Source organism: Alteromonas sp. 4NH20-0056 (assembly GCF_057539655.1).
Window position 1 is genome coordinate 85,405 of sequence record NZ_BAAJLS010000006.1, and the last position, 20,329, is coordinate 105,733.

General features: G+C 45.0%; 16 protein-coding genes. 9 read left to right on the forward strand and 7 right to left on the reverse strand.

What is annotated here, in order from left to right; translation table 11 throughout:
• Window positions 1-16: 16 nt before the first annotated feature.
• A complete protein-coding gene (locus tag AC27EZ_RS12435) occupies window positions 17-892 on the reverse strand; it encodes a fructosamine kinase family protein (protein ID WP_487135620.1) in 876 nt (291 codons plus the stop codon).
• 320 nt (window positions 893-1,212) lie between these two features.
• Here AC27EZ_RS12435 and thrS point away from each other — a divergent pair, with 320 nt between their 5' ends.
• The 8 genes from thrS to AC27EZ_RS12475 all read left to right on the forward strand — a co-directional run bounded on the left by thrS (window position 1,213) and on the right by AC27EZ_RS12475 (window position 9,052).
• Window positions 1,213-3,129, forward strand: a complete 1,917-nt coding sequence (gene thrS / locus AC27EZ_RS12440) for a threonine--tRNA ligase (protein ID WP_487135621.1) — start codon at window positions 1,213-1,215, stop codon at window positions 3,127-3,129.
• Window positions 3,130-3,230: 101 nt separating this feature from the next.
• On the forward strand, window positions 3,231-3,770 hold the full coding sequence (gene infC, locus AC27EZ_RS12445; RefSeq protein ID WP_421134738.1) for a translation initiation factor IF-3: 540 nt from the start codon (window positions 3,231-3,233) through the stop codon (window positions 3,768-3,770).
• Window positions 3,771-3,886: 116 nt separating this feature from the next.
• A complete protein-coding gene (gene rpmI / locus AC27EZ_RS12450) occupies window positions 3,887-4,084 on the forward strand; it encodes a 50S ribosomal protein L35 (RefSeq protein ID WP_012518091.1) in 198 nt (65 codons plus the stop codon).
• Window positions 4,085-4,101: 17 nt separating this feature from the next.
• Entirely contained in the window at window positions 4,102-4,458 is a 357-nt protein-coding gene (rplT, locus tag AC27EZ_RS12455) for a 50S ribosomal protein L20 (protein WP_070174515.1), read from the forward strand.
• Window positions 4,459-4,695: 237 nt separating this feature from the next.
• Complete coding sequence (pheS, locus tag AC27EZ_RS12460; RefSeq protein WP_421134341.1) at window positions 4,696-5,676, forward strand: phenylalanine--tRNA ligase subunit alpha; 981 nt, start codon at window positions 4,696-4,698, stop codon at window positions 5,674-5,676.
• Between the two features lie 14 nt (window positions 5,677-5,690).
• Window positions 5,691-8,078, forward strand: coding sequence for a phenylalanine--tRNA ligase subunit beta (gene pheT / locus AC27EZ_RS12465; protein WP_487135622.1), 2,388 nt, complete (start codon window positions 5,691-5,693; stop codon window positions 8,076-8,078).
• Window positions 8,079-8,081: 3 nt separating this feature from the next.
• The gene (gene ihfA / locus AC27EZ_RS12470; RefSeq protein ID WP_421134343.1) at window positions 8,082-8,378 is read left to right on the forward strand and encodes an integration host factor subunit alpha; all 297 of its coding nucleotides are present in this window, start codon (window positions 8,082-8,084) and stop codon (window positions 8,376-8,378) included.
• 104 nt (window positions 8,379-8,482) lie between these two features.
• Window positions 8,483-9,052, forward strand: coding sequence for a hypothetical protein (locus tag AC27EZ_RS12475; RefSeq protein WP_487135623.1), 570 nt, complete (start codon window positions 8,483-8,485; stop codon window positions 9,050-9,052).
• 12 nt (window positions 9,053-9,064) lie between these two features.
• Here AC27EZ_RS12475 and AC27EZ_RS12480 read toward each other — a convergent pair whose 3' ends face one another.
• From AC27EZ_RS12480 to AC27EZ_RS12490, 3 genes are all read right to left on the reverse strand, one after another.
• Complete coding sequence (locus AC27EZ_RS12480; protein ID WP_487135624.1) at window positions 9,065-10,555, reverse strand: hypothetical protein; 1,491 nt, start codon at window positions 10,553-10,555, stop codon at window positions 9,065-9,067.
• Between the two features lie 185 nt (window positions 10,556-10,740).
• Window positions 10,741-11,211 carry a Cys-tRNA(Pro) deacylase gene (ybaK, locus tag AC27EZ_RS12485; RefSeq protein ID WP_487135625.1) on the reverse strand — a complete coding sequence of 157 codons (471 nt, stop codon included), beginning with the start codon at window positions 11,209-11,211 and terminating at the stop codon, window positions 10,741-10,743.
• Window positions 11,212-11,236: 25 nt separating this feature from the next.
• Complete coding sequence (locus tag AC27EZ_RS12490; RefSeq protein ID WP_487135626.1) at window positions 11,237-13,552, reverse strand: penicillin acylase family protein; 2,316 nt, start codon at window positions 13,550-13,552, stop codon at window positions 11,237-11,239.
• A 147-nt stretch (window positions 13,553-13,699) separates the two neighbouring features.
• Between AC27EZ_RS12490 and nagZ the strand changes: the two genes are divergently transcribed.
• Window positions 13,700-14,704, forward strand: coding sequence for a beta-N-acetylhexosaminidase (nagZ, locus tag AC27EZ_RS12495; protein ID WP_487135627.1), 1,005 nt, complete (start codon window positions 13,700-13,702; stop codon window positions 14,702-14,704).
• Window positions 14,705-14,773: 69 nt separating this feature from the next.
• Here nagZ and AC27EZ_RS12500 read toward each other — a convergent pair whose 3' ends face one another.
• From AC27EZ_RS12500 to mfd, 3 genes are read right to left on the reverse strand one after another with little or no spacing between them, the layout of a single operon-like run.
• A complete protein-coding gene (locus AC27EZ_RS12500) occupies window positions 14,774-15,289 on the reverse strand; it encodes a cob(I)yrinic acid a,c-diamide adenosyltransferase (protein WP_487135628.1) in 516 nt (171 codons plus the stop codon).
• Window positions 15,286-16,788, reverse strand: coding sequence for a CsiV family protein (locus AC27EZ_RS12505; protein WP_487135629.1), 1,503 nt, complete (start codon window positions 16,786-16,788; stop codon window positions 15,286-15,288). Before AC27EZ_RS12505 ends, AC27EZ_RS12500 begins: the two co-directional genes overlap by 4 nt.
• A gap of 1 nt (window position 16,789) precedes the next feature.
• The gene (gene mfd / locus AC27EZ_RS12510) at window positions 16,790-20,281 is read right to left on the reverse strand and encodes a transcription-repair coupling factor (protein WP_487135630.1); all 3,492 of its coding nucleotides are present in this window, start codon (window positions 20,279-20,281) and stop codon (window positions 16,790-16,792) included.
• Between the last annotated feature and the right edge of the window lie 48 nt (window positions 20,282-20,329).

Below are 20,329 nucleotides of genomic sequence, written 5' to 3' on the forward strand. Positions count from 1 at the left end.
TCCCTTACCGTTTGTATTAAAGTGCTTTGATTTTTTGCAACAGCATGTCGGCTTGCTGTTGATAATGAGCGCCAAATAATAACGTGTGATTGAGAATATGGTAGAACTGATAAAAAAGTTTTCTTTGTTCGTAATTTTTATCGATAGGGGTATGGCTTGCATACCCTTCAATAAATGACGTGGGAAACCCGCCAAATAACTCCGCCATAGCGAGGTCGGTTTCTCCATCTCCAATGTAAATAGCGGGGTCGAAGACTACGGGACCTTTGTGGCAAAAACCAACATTCCCATGCCACAAGTCACCATGAACTAACGCAGGGTGAGGGCAATGGCTCGACAGTACGTCTTTACATAGCTGCACTACAGGAATAGGCGTCGTAAACATGTGTCCTTCGATAGCTAAACGCTCAAGCACGCTTGCTATTCTGTACTCTGCAAAGAAGTCACTCCAGTTCACACTTCTTACGTTTGTTTGGATGCTTGCGCCAATATAGTTATCATGCAGCCACCCATAGTGCGTGTATTTATTGAGCGAGTGCATGGCAGCGAGTTGTGCACCGAGTCGCGCAAAATCGTTAGGTTTCGGCGCGATAAAGCGAATATGACTAAGTACAAGATACTCTTGCTGAGGGGTTTCATTTTTTGTCAGCCCCCAACAAATAACACGAGGGGTTAGTAGGGTGTTCGCTGCGTTAATCTCATCAAGTCCCTCTGCTTCGAGGTGCAGTTGTTGCGTGTCATCATACGCACGGGTTTTTACAAAGTACCGAGTATGGTTATCGTGAATAACATAAGAGTCGTGAGTGTCCCCCCCGCTTACGCGCTGGATGTGTGTACAAAGGAAAAGCGTACCAGTTACTTCAGAGATGTGCTCACTAATAAAATGCCACATGGCCAAACCCTCATCATCACTAGATTTTAAGCGAAGCGTTACTACTTTAGTATGGTATAAAAATCGCGCTTATGTTTTGTAAACGTGTCTGTTAAGTGGAAAATGCTAGGCAAATCAACTTTGTTGTACGTTTGTCGTTGCAGTTGTAACATCAGTCGTTATAATCGCTGGCTACGATATGGTTTCAGTGCAAAGGTATTCTTTTACAGCTGCAGTATTCGGCTGTTACTTTGCACTAAACACGACGGTGCCCGTGGCACCATTTAACTTTTACCCCACAAGTGGCGCAGAGTAGGTGTCACCACTGTATAGGAAATAAAATGCCTGTTATTACTCTTCCTGATGGAAGCCAACGCGCTTTCGAAAACCCAGTTTCTGTTCTTGACGTTGCCAATGACATTGGCCCTGGTTTAGCCAAGGCGACCATTGCAGGTAAAGTGAACGGTGAGTTGGTTGATGCGGTCGATATTATTGACGCTGATGCAAAACTACAAATTATTACCGCCAAAGATGATGATGGACTTGAGATTCTTCGTCATAGTTGTGCACATTTACTTGGTCACGCTATTAAGCAATTATGGCCAAATACAAAAATGGCAATTGGCCCTGTTATCGACAACGGTTTTTATTACGATGTTGATATGGAAGAAAGTTTAACCCAAGAAGATATGGTTAAGCTTGAAAAACGTATGCTTGAGCTGGCAAAAACAAACTATAACGTTGTTAAAAACAAAGTTAGCTGGCAAGAAGCACGTGACGCGTTCGACGCGCGTGGCGAATCGTACAAAATAGAAATTCTTGACGAAAACATCAGTAAAGACGACCGACCAGCGCTTTACCAACACGAAGAATACACTGATATGTGTCGTGGCCCCCATGTGCCGAACATGAAGTTCTGCCATCACTTCAAACTGATGAAGGTAGCAGGTGCTTACTGGCGTGGTGATAGCGACAACAAGATGCTACAGCGTATTTACGGAACGGCGTGGGCGGATAAGAAGCAATTGAATGCTTACCTTAAGCGCTTAGAGGAAGCCGAGAAGCGAGATCACCGTAAAATTGGTAAAGCATTAAACTTGTTCCATTGGCAAGAAGAAGCGCCAGGTATGGTGTTTTGGCATAACGACGGCTGGACGATTTATACTGAGCTTGAAAGTTTCGTACGCAAAAAACTTAGAGAGTACGATTACGATGAAGTGAAAGGCCCGTTAATGATGGACCGCACCTTGTGGGAAAAATCGGGACATTGGGACAAATACGCTGAAAACATGTTCACTACTGAATCAGAAAAGCGTGAATATGCCATTAAGCCAATGAACTGCCCCGGTCATGTGCAAATATTTAACCAAGGCCTAAAGTCTTACCGCGATCTTCCATTACGTATGGCTGAATTTGGTTGCTGCCATCGTAACGAACCGTCTGGTGCATTGCATGGTTTAATGCGTGTTCGTGGTTTTACCCAAGATGATGCACACATTTTCTGTACAGAAGAGCAGATATTGGAAGAAGTGAGCGGCTGTATTCGTATGGTTTATGAAACCTATGCCGCGTTTGGTTTTGAAAATATTGCTGTGAAATTGTCAACACGCCCAGAGCAACGTGTTGGGTCTGACGAAATTTGGGATAAGTCTGAGGCGGCATTGGCTGATGCGCTTAAAGCAAACGATATTGCGTTTGATTACCAACCTGGAGAGGGCGCGTTCTACGGTCCAAAGATTGAATTTACATTACACGACTGTTTAGACCGTGCGTGGCAGTGTGGAACGGTTCAACTAGATTTCTCAATGCCGGGTCGACTAGGGTCCACGTATGTTGCCGAAGACGGCGAAAGAAAAGTACCGGTTATGATTCACCGTGCTATTCTCGGCTCCCTTGAACGATTCATCGGGATTCTTACGGAAGAATTTGCGGGTTTTTATCCACTATGGTTAGCCCCTCAACAGGTCGTTATCATGAATATTACTGATAAACAGGCCGATTACGCGCAAGATTGTGCTAAAAAACTACAAGAAATTGGAATTAGAGCAAAGTCTGACTTGAGAAATGAGAAGATTGGCTTTAAAATCCGCGAGCACACCTTAAAGCGTATTCCATATATGCTGGTGGTAGGCGATAAAGAAATGGAAGTTGGCGAAGTGGCAGTGCGTTCACGTCGAGGCGACGACCTTGGGAAAATGACCCTGGAAAACTTTATTGCCATGGCTCAACAAGAAGTGGTTGAAAAGACCATTAAGTAATTGAGCTTTTTCGTGTATACTGCACGACAGTGTCTGCTTTTGTATATTTCAATTCGAAGGCAAGAGCAGACAAACGATTTAAATGTTTGGAGGAATAGCATATTAAAGGCGCTAATAATAAGGCTCAGGGCGATAAAGCCCGCATTAACGATGAGATTAAAGCCAGAGAAGTTCGATTAATTGGCAAAGATGGAGAACAGGCTGGCGTAGTTTCACTTGCTGAAGCAACTCGACACGCGGAAGAAGCGAGCCTCGATCTAGTGGAAATCAGTCCGAATGCCGAGCCGCCTGTCTGTAAAGTTATGGACTATGGCAAGTTCCTCTTCGAAAAAAGTAAGGCTCAAAAAGAGCAGAAGAAAAAACAGAAGCAAATTCAGGTCAAGGAGATTAAATTTCGCCCTGGCACTGATGAAGGCGATTACCAGGTAAAACTGCGCAACCTGCGTCGCTTTCTTGAAGGTGGTGATAAAGCCAAAGTTACGATCCGTTTCCGCGGACGTGAAATGGCGCACCAAGATATTGGTATTGATTTGCTAAATCGCGTTAAAGGTGATTTAGAAGACATTGCCAACTGCGAGTCTTTCCCACGTCGTGTGGAAGGCCGTCAGATGATCATGGTGCTAGCCCCAACTAAGAAGTAGTAACGGTCTAAAGTTTTCAAGAAACTGCGTCTTGAAACACCTTGCTGCAAACATTAACCGACAACAGGCAACTGCAAGCCTACAATGTCGATACTAAACAATGCGGAGTTTTAGCAATGCCTAAAATGAAAACTGTAAGCGGTGCCGCCAAACGTTTTAAGAAAACGGGTTCTGGCCGCTTTAAAAGCAAACAGTCTCACTTACGTCACATTCTGACTAAGAAGAGCTCTAAGCGTAAACGTCACTTACGTGGCAAAAAACTGGTTCATGATTCTGATACCAAATTGGTTCAGCGCATGTTGCCTTACGTTTAAGACTTAGGAGACTATAAATGGCTAGAGTAAAACGCGGCACAATCGCACGTGCACGCCACAAAAAAGTCCTCAAGCAGGCAAAAGGTTATTACGGTGCTCGTTCACGTGTTTATCGCGTAGCGGTACAAGCCGTAACTAAAGCTGGTCAATATGCTTATCGTGACCGTCGTCAGCGCAAGCGTCAATTCCGTCAATTGTGGATTGCACGTATCAATGCTGCTGCACGTCAAAATGGTATGTCATACAGCCGTTTCATTAACGGTTTGAAGAAAGCGTCTGTTGAAATCGATCGTAAGATCCTTGCCGACATCGCTGTACATGACAAAGCAGCTTTCAGCGCACTAGTCGATGCGGCTAAAGGCGCATTAGCTTAATTATTAACTAATTAAGTTTAAGTTCTTTCGGAAAAAGGCGAGCAGGATGCTCGCCTTTTTTCGTTTCTACGCTTTTTTATAAAAAAAAGCATGAAAATACGTCAATATCAGCTATCTAGGGTAGCCCTTCTAATTACCTCTCGTGTAAACTAACGGCTTTATTTCAGGCAAGCCTAAGCTCGTGAAAAGCAACTTCACCGCTTTGGCCATCCAGTCATCATGCACATTGAGGAAACCATGGAGCTTGACGCGATTATCAATCAGGCAAAGAGCCAGATTGACGCTGCCGAAGATGCAGCCACACTAGACCAAGTTAGGGTCGAATTCATGGGTAAGAAAGGTAAACTTACCGACTTACTTAAAGGGTTAGGAAAGCTTTCTAACGAAGAACGTCCTGCCGCGGGTCAAAAAATTAACGTGGCTAAGCAGGCAATACAGCAAGCCATTTCTGCAAAAGGCGATTTACTTCGTACTGCCGAAATGAACAGTAAACTTGCTGAAGAAGCAATTGATGTAACCTTACCTGGACGTACCGAAAAACCCGGTAACCTTCACCCTGTAAGTCGCACAATTGCTCGTATCGAATCATTCTTTGGTGAACTTGGCTTTTCGGTTAAAACTGGGCCTGAAATTGAAGATGGTTTTCACAATTTCGATGCATTGAATATTCCTGCGAATCACCCAGCTCGTGCTGATCACGATACGTTTTATTTTAACCCTGACATGATGTTGAGAACGCAAACATCAGGGGTTCAAATCCGTACGATGGAAGTAGAGAAGCCACCACTTCGTATTATCTCTCCAGGTCGTGTGTATCGTAACGATTACGACCAAACCCATACACCGATGTTTCATCAGGTTGAAGGGTTAATGGTAGATAAGAACGTTAGCTTTACCGACCTTAAAGGTATTCTGCACGATTTTCTGCATCACTTCTTTGAAGAGTCTCTCGAGGTGCGTTTCCGTCCGTCTTACTTCCCATTCACTGAGCCATCAGCGGAAGTAGATGTTATGGGTAAAAACGGTCAATGGCTTGAAGTTTTGGGTTGCGGTATGGTTCATCCTAACGTGCTTAAAGCGGTTGGGATCGACCCAGAAGAGTATACAGGCTTTGCCTTTGGTATGGGCGTTGAGCGTTTAACCATGCTGCGTTATGGGGTTAATGACTTGCGTGCATTTTTTGAAAACGACCTTCGTTTTCTTAAGCAGTTCAACTAAGGCAGAGAGTAGACATGAAATTCAGTGAAAATTGGTTAAGAGAATGGGTTAACCCGTCGCTGTCGGCACATGAGCTGTCTGAACAGTTAAGCATGGCCGGTCTCGAGGTTGATGGTGTTGAGCCTGTCGCGGGAGACTTTTCTGGCGTACTTGTTGGGGAAGTCGTGGAGTGCGGTCAGCATCCAAACGCAGACAAACTACGAGTAACAAAAATTAACGTAGGTGGCGATGAACTATTAGATATTGTCTGTGGTGCGCCTAACTGCCGTCAAGGGATTAAAGTGGCTGTTGCGTGTGTTGGCGCAGTACTACCTGGTGACTTCAAAATTAAAAAAGCGAAACTACGCGGCGAGCCCTCATTCGGCATGCTATGTAGCTTTTCTGAGCTAGGTATTAGCGACGATCATGACGGCATCATAGAGCTTCCTGCGGATGCACCTATTGGCAGCGATATTCGTGATTACCTTAGCCTAAATGACAAAGCCATTGAAGTAGATCTTACCCCTAACCGTGCTGATTGTTTGGGTTTACGCGGTATTGCACGCGAAGTGGGTGTGCTTAATAACCTAGACGTTTGTGAGCCTGTTATTGAAACGGTCGATGCCACTATCGACGATAGTCTTAGCATCACGTTAACTGCCGACGACGCCTGTCCGCGTTACTTGGGCAGGGTAGTTAAAGGTGTAAATGTAAAAGCGGCATCACCATTATGGCTGGTAGAGAAACTAAGGCGCTGCGGCATTCGAAGTATTGACCCTATCGTTGATGTCACCAATTTTGTTCTTCTTGAACTTGGTCAGCCGATGCATGCATTTAATTTGGCATCCATTGATGGCAACATTAATGTGCGTATGGCACGTGAAGGCGAAGTGCTTACATTACTTGATGAGACAGAAGCCAAGCTTAAAGACAATACGCTGGTTATTGCTGATGACAACAAGGCCTTGGCGATGGCGGGTATTTTCGGTGGCCTTCACTCGGGTGTAACCAGCGAAACACAAGATATTTTGCTTGAAAGTGCATTCTTTAGCCGTGATGTAATTATGGGGCGAGCGCGTCAATATGGTTTGCATACTGACGCCTCACACCGTTACGAGCGTGGTGTCGACCCGCTACTACAACATAAAGCAATGGAGCGTGCTACCGCGCTTATTCTTGATATTTGTGGTGGTCAAGCCGGTCCGGTTGTTGAAGCTGCTGCTGAAGAAAAATTACCGAAGCAAGCAAAGGTAACGCTTCGTCGTGCGCGCTTAGCTCGCGTATTAGGTATTACCATTGACGATGCGAAAGTAACGGAAATGCTAAACCGTCTAGGGCTTGATGTAACCGAAATCGACGCCGGCTGGGATGCTATTGCGCCAAGCTATCGTTTCGATATTTCTATCGAAGAAGACCTCATTGAGGAAATTGCTCGAGTTTACGGTTATAACAACATTCCAAACGTTGCGCCGAACGCCACGCTGGCAATGTTACCGTCGCAAGAGTCTAAGCTTCCACTTAGCAGCATGAAATCGTTGCTGTTAAGTCGTGGTTATAATGAAGCCATTACATATTCTTTTGTCGACCCTAAAGTGCAAAATGCGCTTTTCCCTGACGCAAAAGGTATGGTGCTGCCTCATCCGATATCGTCTGATATGTCGGTGATGCGCGTGAGCTTGTGGCCTGGACTACTTGGCGCAACGGCGTATAACCAAAAACGTCAGCAACAACGTATCCGTCTTTTCGAGACAGGTTTACGCTTTATTCCTCAGCCAGATGCGCCTAACGGCGTGTTGCAAGAAAACGTTATTGGCGGTGTTTTAGCCGGCCGACGTAATGACGAGCATTGGGATTTAGGCGACAGTCCAGTGGACTTTTTCGATGCGAAAGCTGATGTCGAAGCACTGTTGGCGCTTACGGGTAAAACCGGCGAGTTCCAGTTTGTAACCACTGAGCACTGCGCACTGCACCCAGGCATGGCAGCGAAAATTTTGCTCAATGGTGAAGAAGTTGGCTATATTGGTGCTATACACCCACAATTTACCAAGTTGTTAGGTGTTAATGGCCGTGTATTTGTATTTGAACTAGCGATAGACGCTATTACAACTCGGAAATTACCGCTTGCAGCGCCTGTATCACGCTTCCCGTCAAACCGCCGAGACATCGCCATTACGGTGAAGGACGAGGTTCGCGTAGGAAATGTGCTTTCTTACATAGAAAATATTGGCGTAAATCAATTAGTTGCTCTAAACTTGTTCGATGAGTACAAAGGAAAGGGGATTGAACCCGGTTACAAGAGCCTTGCTTTGTCACTTCATTTACAAGATCCGGATAAAACCTTAGAAGAAGCTGAAATTCAGCAGGCTGTGGATACTGTGGTTAAAGGTCTGGAATCTGAGTTTGGGGCCGCGTTAAGAGAGTAAACTATGGCATTGACCAAAGCCGAGATGGCTGAACACCTATTCGAGAAACTAGGCATCAATAAACGTGATGCGAAAGATCTGGTAGAGCTTTTTTTTGAAGAAATAAAAGGCGCTCTAGAATCTGGTGAGCAAGTAAAACTGTCAGGTTTTGGCAACTTTGACCTGCGCGATAAAAATGAACGTCCCGGCCGTAATCCTAAAACGGGTGAGGACATTCCAATTAAAGCGCGCCGAGTGGTGACATTCCGCCCGGGTCAAAAACTAAAGAGCCGAGTAGAAAACTCGACGCCTGTCGACTAATCGTATTTATTAGTTGTATACATAAAGAAAAAGAGCGAGTGTACTCGCTCTTTTTGTCTGTGCGTTTTGCATAATATTGACGTTATTACTAGTACGGAGGAAGTGTGAATAAAGCACTTGTTGTTCTCTTATCTTGCATAATTTTGATTGGGGCCTATTTCGCCTATTTATCCAATACATCGCAGGAGCGTAGCGAGGACGCTGCATATGTTCCTGTTATTACGGTGATGGATATATTACATGCTACTGACTTACAGTCTGGAATAAAGCATGCGGTAAAGCAGGGTGATGGCGAGAAAATTGACGAATGGGTGTCTCAAGCGCTCGCTGTAGCTGAAGAAGCAAAGTTACCAACGACTGATATCACGTACCTACAGTCTGATGCAGCGCGAGATTACCTTATTTTTAATGCTAAGCGACAGCTTTTTAATGACGCGTTCGAAGCACAGTACTATTCGCTAGGCGGTATCGACGAGCTTAAAGTTAAATTCCCAGAAGCGCAGGATTTGTTCGAACGAGCACAAGGGCTTTTGGATAAGCGTGAACAAATTATTTACCAGATAGCGATGACAATATCAGGCAACCAGACGCCAACGCCTCAAGATGTAAAGAACGCGCAAGACATATGGATAGAGAAAAATAAAAACGAGAGTCAACAAACGCCAGGTAGTTAATAAGCGTGATAGCTAATAAGAGTCCGGATTATAGCGGCCGTTGGTTTTTCTTACGCCATCTTTTTTCCAGAACGCCAACGAGGATATTTGTGATTCCCACAAATCCGCTGCGTTCCAGGTAAAGATTCCGTGGTATCTTGCCGCCAGAAATTCAGGATCATAATGGCTCTTTTCTCTACTTTGAGCGTAAAACAGATTACTTTTTTTCGAGACGACAACTTCTGTTTGGCTTAAAAATTGTATTTGCCTACGTGTTATTTGCTTGCAAATAGGCTCCTCTACATTGAATGGGTAGAGTGAAGAAACGATTGCGCGTTCAATTTCACCACTCTCTTCTTGAATGAAATATATACCCGAGCCAAGGGGAAAACGGCCGACCATTTTTAAAAAGCATGAAACATGTGTAGGGTGATTAGTTTTTCTCTGTATACTTTCTTCAATAATGTCGTAAGCGCGATAGATTTCTTGGTAATCAAGGTCTTTTTTTGTTGAGAGTAAAAAAGAGGCATATGTCATAGGTATACGAATGAGATCCCCAAGTTCGTGACCCGTTTTTTTAAGACCACTTAAAATATCTATCATAAAGGTAAGTTGTTTTTGTTCGTTAGCAATAAAGGCTGCTTTTTCCTCTCTGCTGTCAAACCGAACGGTCGGGATCCCCACGCCTAGCTTTATATAGTCCATCGTCTTCTTATCAATAATGCTAAGTAATGATAAGCGTTCGCTATTATTAAGGCGGCGATACCTATCTCTTCCTAACACCTGCTGAGCCTCAGGGCTATGTAATCCAATCGATTGTAATAATGCCGCTTTAGCTAAAGGTTTTAAAATGCTTTCCCGGTATGCGAGCTTTGTGTCGCTAGCCATAGGCTGTCGCGTTAGATTTACCGTATTACTCGCATCATTTTTATTTGCCATTAAACTAAATTTATCAGCAGTGGGAAATAACCTTTTAAGTTCATCGTTTAACAATGAATACTCAAAAATATGTTTGAACCTCACTTCTTCAAATAACGCAATGGTCAGTGCGGCAATATAAATAGGCTTATACTTTTCATTACGAATGTGGCGCACTTTGTCTTCAGGCGACGGGGTTGATAACGCAATGGTTCCTAAAAACTGCCCAAAAATTTGATGGCCATCTAATAAATCTAGAATTTCATCAGTGAGATGATCAAGTGCCTCATAGCGATCATTTCTGGCAATGTTAACCGTCTTCTCTAGTGCACGGTGCTCATCTTCCAACTTTGTTTGCTGAGCGACCAGACGGGCAATATAACGTTGGGTTGAGGGCTGGCCTTTAATCGAAGGGTATTTACCCTTTTCTTTTCGGTAGGTATCTATACGGTCAAGCTGCTCTTGAAATGTATCGATTTTACGCTTTAACAAGGCAAGAGACCGATATTGCGCCTGATATTCATTGAAAAATACTTCGGCATTATCAACGAGCTTTCGAAACCTCTGCCTGAAGTCTGTTATTTTCTTAGAAATTTCGCTTACCATAGTAGGTATCTGCGAAAACCTATTTTCCACAGAACGGAGGGCGCTAAATCGTGATTTGCTATTTTGTAGCATCGACAACCATAAGGGTAAACATAACTTCAATGTCTTTTAAACGTAACACCGACATCGAATTTATGCAATAAAGTGCATGTTTTAAGTCGTAAAACATGCCTTATTACAATTATTTACTCTGCGGCGATCTCGGCCCATATTCCATCGGTTAACGTTGCAAGTTTATCTGGTGAAATAGCAATTTCTAATCCGCGCTTACCTGCGCTTACGTAAATCGTATGTTGACCCTGTGCGCTACTGTGTATAACGGTACGTAACGGTTTTTTCTGCCCAATAGGGCTAACCCCACCCAACACATACCCGGTGCTTCTGGTTACCGTATCAGACGCCGCCATTTTTATCTTTTTTGCGCCGATAATTTTAGCTAATTTTTTTTCGCTTAGTTTATGATTCACCGGCACTAGCGCGACGACTAATGTTTTCGTATCGCTCTCAAGTACCAGTGTTTTAAAAACAGCGTTTGCGTTTAAAGATAATTTCTCAGCCGCTTCTAAACCATAAGAAGCGGCCAGTGAGTCATGCTCGTAGCTAAGTACCTCGTGAGGTATTTTTTGTCTTCGAAGTAATGTAATTGCAGGTGTCACAGCGCTCCCGTTAATGTGCTCATCATTACCTCGTTGGTTTTGGATTAGGATACCATTGTCGGGTGTGCTTTATTGCGCCCGGCAGTAATGGAGTCGCGCCGTGGGTAGCGTAATCCTCAAACCCTTTAATAAAGTAATCAGAAAGAGGGTGGCCTGATTGACCACTAGGTAGCGTCAGAACAGCCTCATCTAACTTACCAGGCCTTGCGAAAAACCGCTGTGATGCACCAAATTTAGGCGCTTGAACTGCAGGCATATAGGTGTCACCAAAGCCATCTACCGTTCGCATATTCAGAGCGTCGCCCACAAGGGGTATTTGACTTGAAAAAGGGTGCTCTACCTTAAGCGCGTTTACCTTTCCCCATGCCAATTCGGTTAAATCTCCGTCTACGGGGGAAAAGCGGTCGAGTAATTCATTTTTGGCACTGCGATAGGCGTCGACGAGCAATGCGTCGAAGCTTGAATGTTGCTCTTGAAGCCACGACGTAGGCTGTGTATGAATAAGCTGCCATACCGCAGGTTCAATGCCTCTTAGCAGCCCTCTGCTGTCAACCCCGTCATTATCAATTTCAGATAAGATTTGCCCGAAAAGGTTTTGGATAACATGGCGTCTAAATGCTTTCACCAGGGTATAGCCGACAGAGGATTCACACGCACAAGCGCCCCAAGTGTTTAGGTATGATATGTCTGGCTTAAATTCAATGCGTTGCGATGCGAGTATTCCCGTGAGCAACGTATGCCAGGGCGTAAGAAACTGTGCGTTGTTGTCTAATTGGATGGCATAAAAGTCGTTTTCAGTAAATTGGGCCTTCTCAAAAAGGCGTGCTTTAATCTGCAGGCCTCTGGCGCCTAGGGCATACCCTCCATTACCTAATTTAGCAAGATCGTTTGCCGCAATTACCCGTGAGTTTGCGGTCCATATTCTATCGTTGTCTGGGTTTAACACGAGTGGTAAATTTTCAGCAAGTTTTACACCTTGAGCAGCAAATTGCTGTTCACTGAGCGCGATGTTTGACGCTAATTCACGATGCATGACTGCGCCAGCTGGTAACCATGCAATACTTCCTTCTTTATCGGCCATCACCATATTTTGTGTAGGAATAGCGATAGTTCTCCCGACTATAATACCGTCCTCCACTGATTTTACCGTTCCCATATTTACGATGGAAAGATTTACCGCGAAAGGGTGATGTGCTACCCAATTTAGTGCGTACCGTTTTCCGTTGATTTCTCTCACGGGGCCATATTCACTTTTAACAATTGGATAGACGTGAGAAGTGCCATTCGATGAGACAATATGCTCTTCTTCTGTCGTGGTTGGCGCGTTTTCAGGTAATGCAATCCAATCAACGTTATCTAAGTTCGCGTTGGTAAAGCCCCACGCTACGTGATCATTTGTCCCAACCACAATACTGGGTAGCCCAGGTAATGACACGCCGGTCATCGATACCGCTTCATTATTCTCTTTATAATTAAGTTGCGCACGATACCAAATGTTCGGTACGCGAAGGCCAAGGTGCATGTCGTTAGCCAACATGCCATGCCCTGTTGGCGTTAAATTACCACTTACCGCCCAATTATTACTGCCTATATCAGGCAGCTCGGTGGCGTTGTAAGCAACATTATCTAGTGATGAAAGAAACGAAGGGTACTCGGGGATATCTTTAACTTGAGATTCAATTACGCTGCCATCTAACGCGGCTTGGTAATTACTGGGTTGAGTAACAAAATCATAAATTGCTTCGCCGTACTTCTCTTTCAAGAGTGTACGTGCCAAGTCTAGATTTAACTGACTTCCCTGTAAATCCAGATACATACTATATGCAACCAAAATACTATCGGTAGGCTTCCAGCGATTTAATGTAACGCCGGTGACGATATATTCAAAAGGTAGGATATTGTATTCATCAATGGCGGCATTAACGCCGTGCGAGTATCGTATTAACAATTGTTTTTGCGACAAAGGTAGCGCTTCAAATACTTGCTTTGCACGTGTTGAAAATTGATGGAATCGAATGCTCTTATCACGCTTTAAAGCAATGTCGCCAACCCATTCAGACAAGGCGCCTGATGCTGAACGGCGAAGCAAATCCATTTGAAATAAACGGTCTTGGCCATGTGCAAACCCCAATGCGTAAGCGGCATCAAATTTTGTTGCTGCATTTATCACTGCATGACCCATCGCGTCGCGCGACAATTGCGTATGCGCATCAACGTTCTTAGTTGTGCTATTTCCATCAAGCGTGGGTAAACTTAACCATAGCGAAAGGTAAACAGCACCTACCGCTAAAACTGCAATGCTCACCACACCCGCTACAGACCATTTTATCCAATTAATCACGTGTATTACTCCGCGTTTTTCTCTATCCTATCGGCACATGAGATAAATTTGAAGCGTTGTTTAACAAAGAATGATTTACCGGTTACGCACTTCTCGGTAGCGTTCAAAACAAAACGTTATAGCAAGGAGTATTCGTTGGGGCCATTGATGTTAGATTTTCAGGCAGAAATGTTATTGCCTGAGGAGAGAGAGAAATTAGCACACCCAACCGTTGGCGGTGTCATTTTATTTAGTCGTAACTTTCACGATAAAGCACAATTGCGAGCACTAATTGACGACATTCGAAAGTATGCTCATTCGCCACTACTTATTGCTGTTGATCACGAAGGCGGACGCGTACAGCGTTTTAGAGAAGGGTTTACACACTTACCTGCTATGGGCGAGTTAACCACCCTTAGTACGAGTAAAGACGAAGCTTTATCGCTATCACGAGCATGCGGCGTGGTAATGGCCTACGAGCTTAAAAAGATGGATATCGATTTTAGCTTTGCACCTGTACTCGACATTAACAATATCTCGCAGGTGATTGGCGATAGGGCATTTGGATGTAACAGTGAGGAGGTTATTCTTCTTGCTAATGCGTTGATCGACGGTTTACACGAAGGCAACATGCCCGCTATTGGAAAACATTTTCCAGGGCATGGTAGCGTTACCGCTGACTCTCATATCGCGCTTCCCGTTGATGAACGGTGTTTAGAAGATATAGCGCGCGATGATATGACGGTGTTCAAATCGCTAATTGGCGATAAAAAACTTGATGGGATAATGCCTGCGCACGTTATCTATTCCGACGTGTGCGATAAACCGGCTGGGTTTTCACATCACTGGCTTCAAACCGTGTTAAAAAAACAGCTCGCGTTTAGAGGGGCGGTATTTTCAGATGATCTGTCGATGCATGGGGCGAGTGTTGCCGGGAACTATGTCGACCGAGCCCAAGCAGCCCTGTCTGCTGGCTGCGATATGGTGTTAGCCTGCAACAATGAAAAAGGTGCTGAGGCAATCCTCGACGGGCTATCTCACGATGAAGTATCTAATGCAAAAGCACACTCTGAGCAGGTATTAATGTCACTCGCTAAAAGAACGCTTTCTATTGACAAGGAGACGTATCTCGCCGCTCAGCAGCAGGTATTACGAGCACTCGACAAACGGTAGATATTGAAGGTGGCGACGTAAAAAGTACGCTGTAAATACGCAAAAAACAAACCGTAATTCATTTACGCGTTACACGGTAGTCTCTGTAACGCCTGCTTGCGCATTTAAATAGCGAGCAAAGGTAAAAAGATAATCGGATAAACGATTAAGATAAGCAGGCACAACGCTTGGCACATCATGTTGCTTAGACAACGTGATAACAGAGCGTTCTGCACGGCGACACACTGCTCTACAAACGTGTCCTTGCGCGGCCGCGGTTGAGCCCCCAGGCAATATAAATTGTGTTTGGGGTGGCATGGTAGCGGTAAGCGTATCGATGTCTTTTTCTAACTTGTCGATATCCTCTTGCGTGAGCGTCGAGCTCGCTGAAATCGCAAAACCTGCTTGAAACAAGTTACGTTGAATATGATGCAACCCTTCTCGATGCTCTGGTTCAACCATGGCGGCAAGTAGGCCTATGTTGCTATTAAGCTCGTCGATATCGCCGTAACTATTAACAACCATGTCGTCTTTTTCAACGCGTATCATTTCTTTTGCATAAATTTGTGTGCTGCCTTTATCACCAGCACGCGTATAAATTTTCATAATGATGGCTCTTCAGTATCAGCAACCGGACGTTGGTAACGGTTGATAGTCATGATCATTCCAAACAAGGGGTGATCGAAATAATGCAGTTGTTTACTGATCACTCGTCTTTGCTCTGAGAAAGGAACAGATACGAGTTCGTACTCCACGGTCGCCGTATCTGCTTGCGTTGGTTGCATCTCTTCAACGTAAGCGTCAATGTCAGTATCATCTTGAACCTCATCATCTTGCCCGCCAATACGAACGTCTTTCACCCGTGGGTCTTTGACAACCGGTAGCCTAAAGAAAACATTGTTATCGATATGTAGGTAGGGCACGCGGTTAATATATTTCAAAAATACCTTAACCGTTCCATCAAGCTCCCAGATAGGGGCGAGCATGGCAGTGTCTTGCGCATTACTAGTATCACTTTCTTCGTTTTGGCCTTCTTCCAGTGACATAACCTCTTGCAGTGTCATGTCGGTAAGCGATGAAGATGCCGATGCTATCTTGTCGAAAATGTCGGGTTCGACTGCTGAGATGGATGACTGCGGGTGATCGAACGACATAGTGTCTATCAACGTATCGCTTAGCATCAATTGTCGTTCACTCCCGTCACTATTGAACCGTTTCGAATAGTTGTCGCCAGCAAAAAGCCTGACAGTAAACGCATTATCTTTACCGAAAAAAACCGGTTGTCTCCACGTTACATGCGTCAGCCGTTCTAAAGCACGATTTTGCCGTATTTGTTTTGAGAGTGAGACGAGTGTTTGCTGCTCGCTGGATAGCAAATGTGCATGATTCGCTAATGGCCAGTCGTGTCCTTCTATGGTTATAGGCAACGATTGCGGGGAAGGCAGACGATTATTAACATGATTAGTCACAATGGAATTGTTTGCTACCGTCATCCACGGTTTCGCATCTTCACAATATGAAAACGTTGGTGCTTCAGGCATGCTCATATGACTTACGCCAAAAAAATGTAACCAATGATCGGCAATGGCGCTATCGTCGGGCCCGACAACTGAGGGCGCTACGGTAGTTATATTATTTTCGATATCTAACGCATCGTCTTGGCTGAATGCGACAATCGGTTCAGGGGAGGGAGCGCTGTCTTGTGGCTCGATGTCGCTCGCATTGTTAACGTTTACGTCTTGTAAACCCATAGTGTCTTCAGGTTGTGCTAATGAAAGCGAGAGGAAGTCAACGTCATACGATGGGATGGAAAATAAATTCTTATTGGGCCACAGCGCTAGACTAGAGTCAGGCTCATCAGCATGGCACACCGACAGCCCTTGTTTAAGCCAGCTTATATCTGGGCTAACGATAGCGCCAATAACATCAACATCGGCATGGGGAGTAAGTAAACCGTTAGAGAGACCAAATTGCTCCTCAAGTTCAGATAGTGCGATATTGCGCTTAAACGCAATAACTTCAACATCAAACCACCATGCGTCATCTGCCTGAATGGGGAGTGTAAATAGTAGTGTTAATAGTGAACACCAGCGAACCAGCCTCATGTTATCGCGACTCCTTTGCAAAATCGGCAATGATATCACTGATAAATGCCATTCTCTTTTCTGCGCTATCAGTTTGTTTAACAAGACGTAACTTCTGACTCCCTTCGAATTTAAACAGCTGCGGTTTCGTTTGCACCAGTTTAATAATGTAGCCGGGGTCAACACGTGTTGTTTCGGTAAATTCTATGGTACCGCCTTGTGCAGACAAGTCTACTTTTAGAATGCCAATAGCCTGTGCTTTTAATTTTAATTCAGCAACTCGAATGAGGTTCTTCGCCGGCTCCGGCAACAACCCAAACCGGTCTATACATTCTACTTGGAACTCATCAATGTCGTCTTGCGATTTACAGCTGGCTAGACGTTTGTAAAGGGACAAACGCATGTTAACGTCTGCAATGTAGTCGTCGGGCAGCAATGCGGGGATACGAAGCTCTACTTCAGTGTGACCTGATGTCGCATCTTCTAATGAAGGCTCACGCCCTTCTTTTAGTGCTGTCACGGCGCGGTCAAGCATATCCATGTACAAGCTGAAGCCAATACTGGCAATTTGGCCCGATTGGTCATCACCCAATAACTCTCCTGCGCCCCTAATTTCTAAATCGTGGGTTGCTAATGCAAAGCCAGCGCCAAGATCCTCTAATTGGGCAATCGCCTCAAGGCGTTTGCCCGCATCTTTGGTCATCCGTTTGGGGTGAGGGGTTAACAAGTAGGCGTAAGCTTGGTGATGTGAACGGCCTACACGACCACGCAATTGATGCAATTGGGCCAGCCCTAAATGGTCTGCTCTGTCCATAATGATGGTATTGGCACTCGGTACATCTATGCCGGTTTCAATTATGGTGGTGCACACAAGCACGTTATAACGCTGATGATAAAAGTCACTCATCACCGCTTCAAGTTCTCGCTCCCGCATCTGGCCATGTCCTACAGCTATGCGAGCCTCGGGCACGATTTCAGCAATTTCTTCTGCTGTGCGAGCAATGCTGTCTACTTGGTTGTGAAGGAAGTACACTTGGCCACCACGTAATATTTCACGCATGATAGCTTCGCGTATCACCGCCTTATTTCGCTGTTGTACAAACGTTTTTATAGACAGTCGGCGCGCAGGTGCTGTGGCGATAATAGACAAGTCGCGCATACCCGACAGCGCCATATTGAGGGTTCTGGGAATAGGGGTAGCGGTAAGCGTAAGAATATCGACGTCGGCCCGTAACGATTTTAATTTTTCTTTTTGGCGCACACCGAATCGGTGTTCTTCGTCAATAATGACCAACCCTAGATCTTTGTATTTAATGTCACTAGATAACAGCTTATGGGTGCCGACCACAATGTCGACCTTGCCCTCACCAATCCTTTCAATGGTGTCTTTTTGCATTTTGCCGCTGACAAACCGGCTCATCACTTCTATCTCAAACGCCCATGAGGCGAATCTGTCTTTAAAGTTCTCGTAATGCTGCTGAGCAAGAAGGGTAGTGGGCACTAAGATGGCAACCTGTTTTCCTTGGTTGGCTGCAAGAAATGCTGCGCGCATCGCTACTTCGGTTTTACCAAAGCCAACGTCACCACAAACAAGCCTGTCCATTGCCTGAGGGCTACCCATGTCGTGCATAACCGCTGCAATGGCTTGAGCTTGGTCGGGGGTCTCTTCAAATGGAAAGCTGTCAGCAAATGCTTGGTAGTCTTCCCAATTAATGGGATAAGCAAAGCCCGGTTTGGCAGCGCGGCGCGCGTACACATCTAATAATTCGGCGGCAACGTCGCGTACTTTTTCTGCTGCTTTTTGTTTCGCTCTTGACCATGCGTCGGACCCGAGCGCATTCACCGGCGCGTTCTCCGCATCGCCTCCGGTGTAACGTGAAATTAGGTGTAGTGAGGCTACAGGTACGTATAATTTCGACTGTTTAGCATACTCAATACACAAGTACTCGGTTGCCACGCCGCCGGCATCTAGGGTTTGTAAGCCAAGGTAACGGCCAACACCGTGGTCAAGATGAACGACGGGCTGACCAATAGAAAGCTCTGCCAAATTGCGAATGATCGCACTTTCGTCAGTGGCGGTGCGCTTGTCTCGCAAACGTCGTTGACTGACTTTGTGCCCGAGAAGCTCTGTCTCAGTGATAAACAGCAGCTCGCCTTCATTGGTTGTCCACCTGAAACTATGCTCGACCATTCCTACCGTAATGCCGACCGATTCATGACTCGCTAAAAAGTCATTAAAGGTGTCAACAGGCGAGGGCTTAATGCCAGCTTTGCCAAGAACGGCAAGTAAACTCTCGCGACGACCTTGTGTTTCGGCACAAAACAGTACCTTGGCGCCTCGCTCAAGCGCGTTATTGACCGTTGCGATAAGTTGAGCCGCAGGCACTTTTTTCTGCGCATTAATCGCAATATCTTCAAGTTTTTCGCAGTGAAGGTTGACTGCACCTACTTTTTCTTCAAGAGGTTGCGCTTGCAGTGAGGCGCGGGGCCATTGCTTAATGGATTGAAACAGCTCATTAATGGGCAGAAAAAGCGTGTTAGGCGTTAATAGGGGACGCGCTGGATTGTAGCGGTGTTGTTCGTATCGTTCTTGCACATCGGCCCAAAAGAACTCACTGGCATCTTGTACATTGCCATGCAGCAATAACATACTTTGAGGGTGCAAGTAGTCGAACAGTGTTGCGGTTTGTTCAAAAAATAAGGGGAGATAGTATTCAACACCACTTGGCATTGTGCCTTTACTAATTTGTGCAAACACCGACTCAGATGCATTATTTGCATCAAACAGTTCTAAAAACTGTTGTCGAAATAGCGTTAACGCCGCTTTATCCGTAGGAAACTCTCGAGCAGGCAATAACCTAATTTTATCAACGGCATCACCAGAACGTTGTGTCTCAGTATCAAAAAACCGTATTGAGTCAATTTCATCGTCAAATAAATCGATTCGAAAAGGCTTATCGCTGCCCATGGGGAAGAGGTCAATAATACTGCCGCGGACAGAAAACTCGCTATGACTCATTACCTGGCTAACGTGTAAATAACCGGCTTGTTCAAGGTTTCTTCTAAATTGATCTCTGTCTAGCGTATCGCCTTTATTCAGCATAAGTAGATACTTAGCTAAGTAATCTGTGGGCGCTAGGCGTTGCATCAGGGTATTGACAGGTACAATGAAGATACCGTGTTGTTGCTGTGTAAAACGATAAAGGGTTTCTAACCGCTGCGAAATGATGTCCTGATGCACAGAAAACGTATCATAGGGCAGGGTTTCCCAGTCAGGAAAAAGCGTGATAGGCACGTTACTAGCGGGCATGAAAAAGGCCAATTCTTTTTCAAGCTTCATTGCTGATGGCGTATCGGCCGTAATTAATACAATAGGCCCATTATACTGAGCCTGAGCCTGACTAATGCATAAGGCTGCGCTACTGCCTTGCAGCTGTCCCCACTGTTTATGGTCTTGTGATGAGGCGTCTTTCTTTTTTGCCGGTAAGGGCAATGATAATAAGGTCGCTGTCATGATTTCCTGTAACGTTATCGTTTTATTTTACGCATTAATGTTATTGGC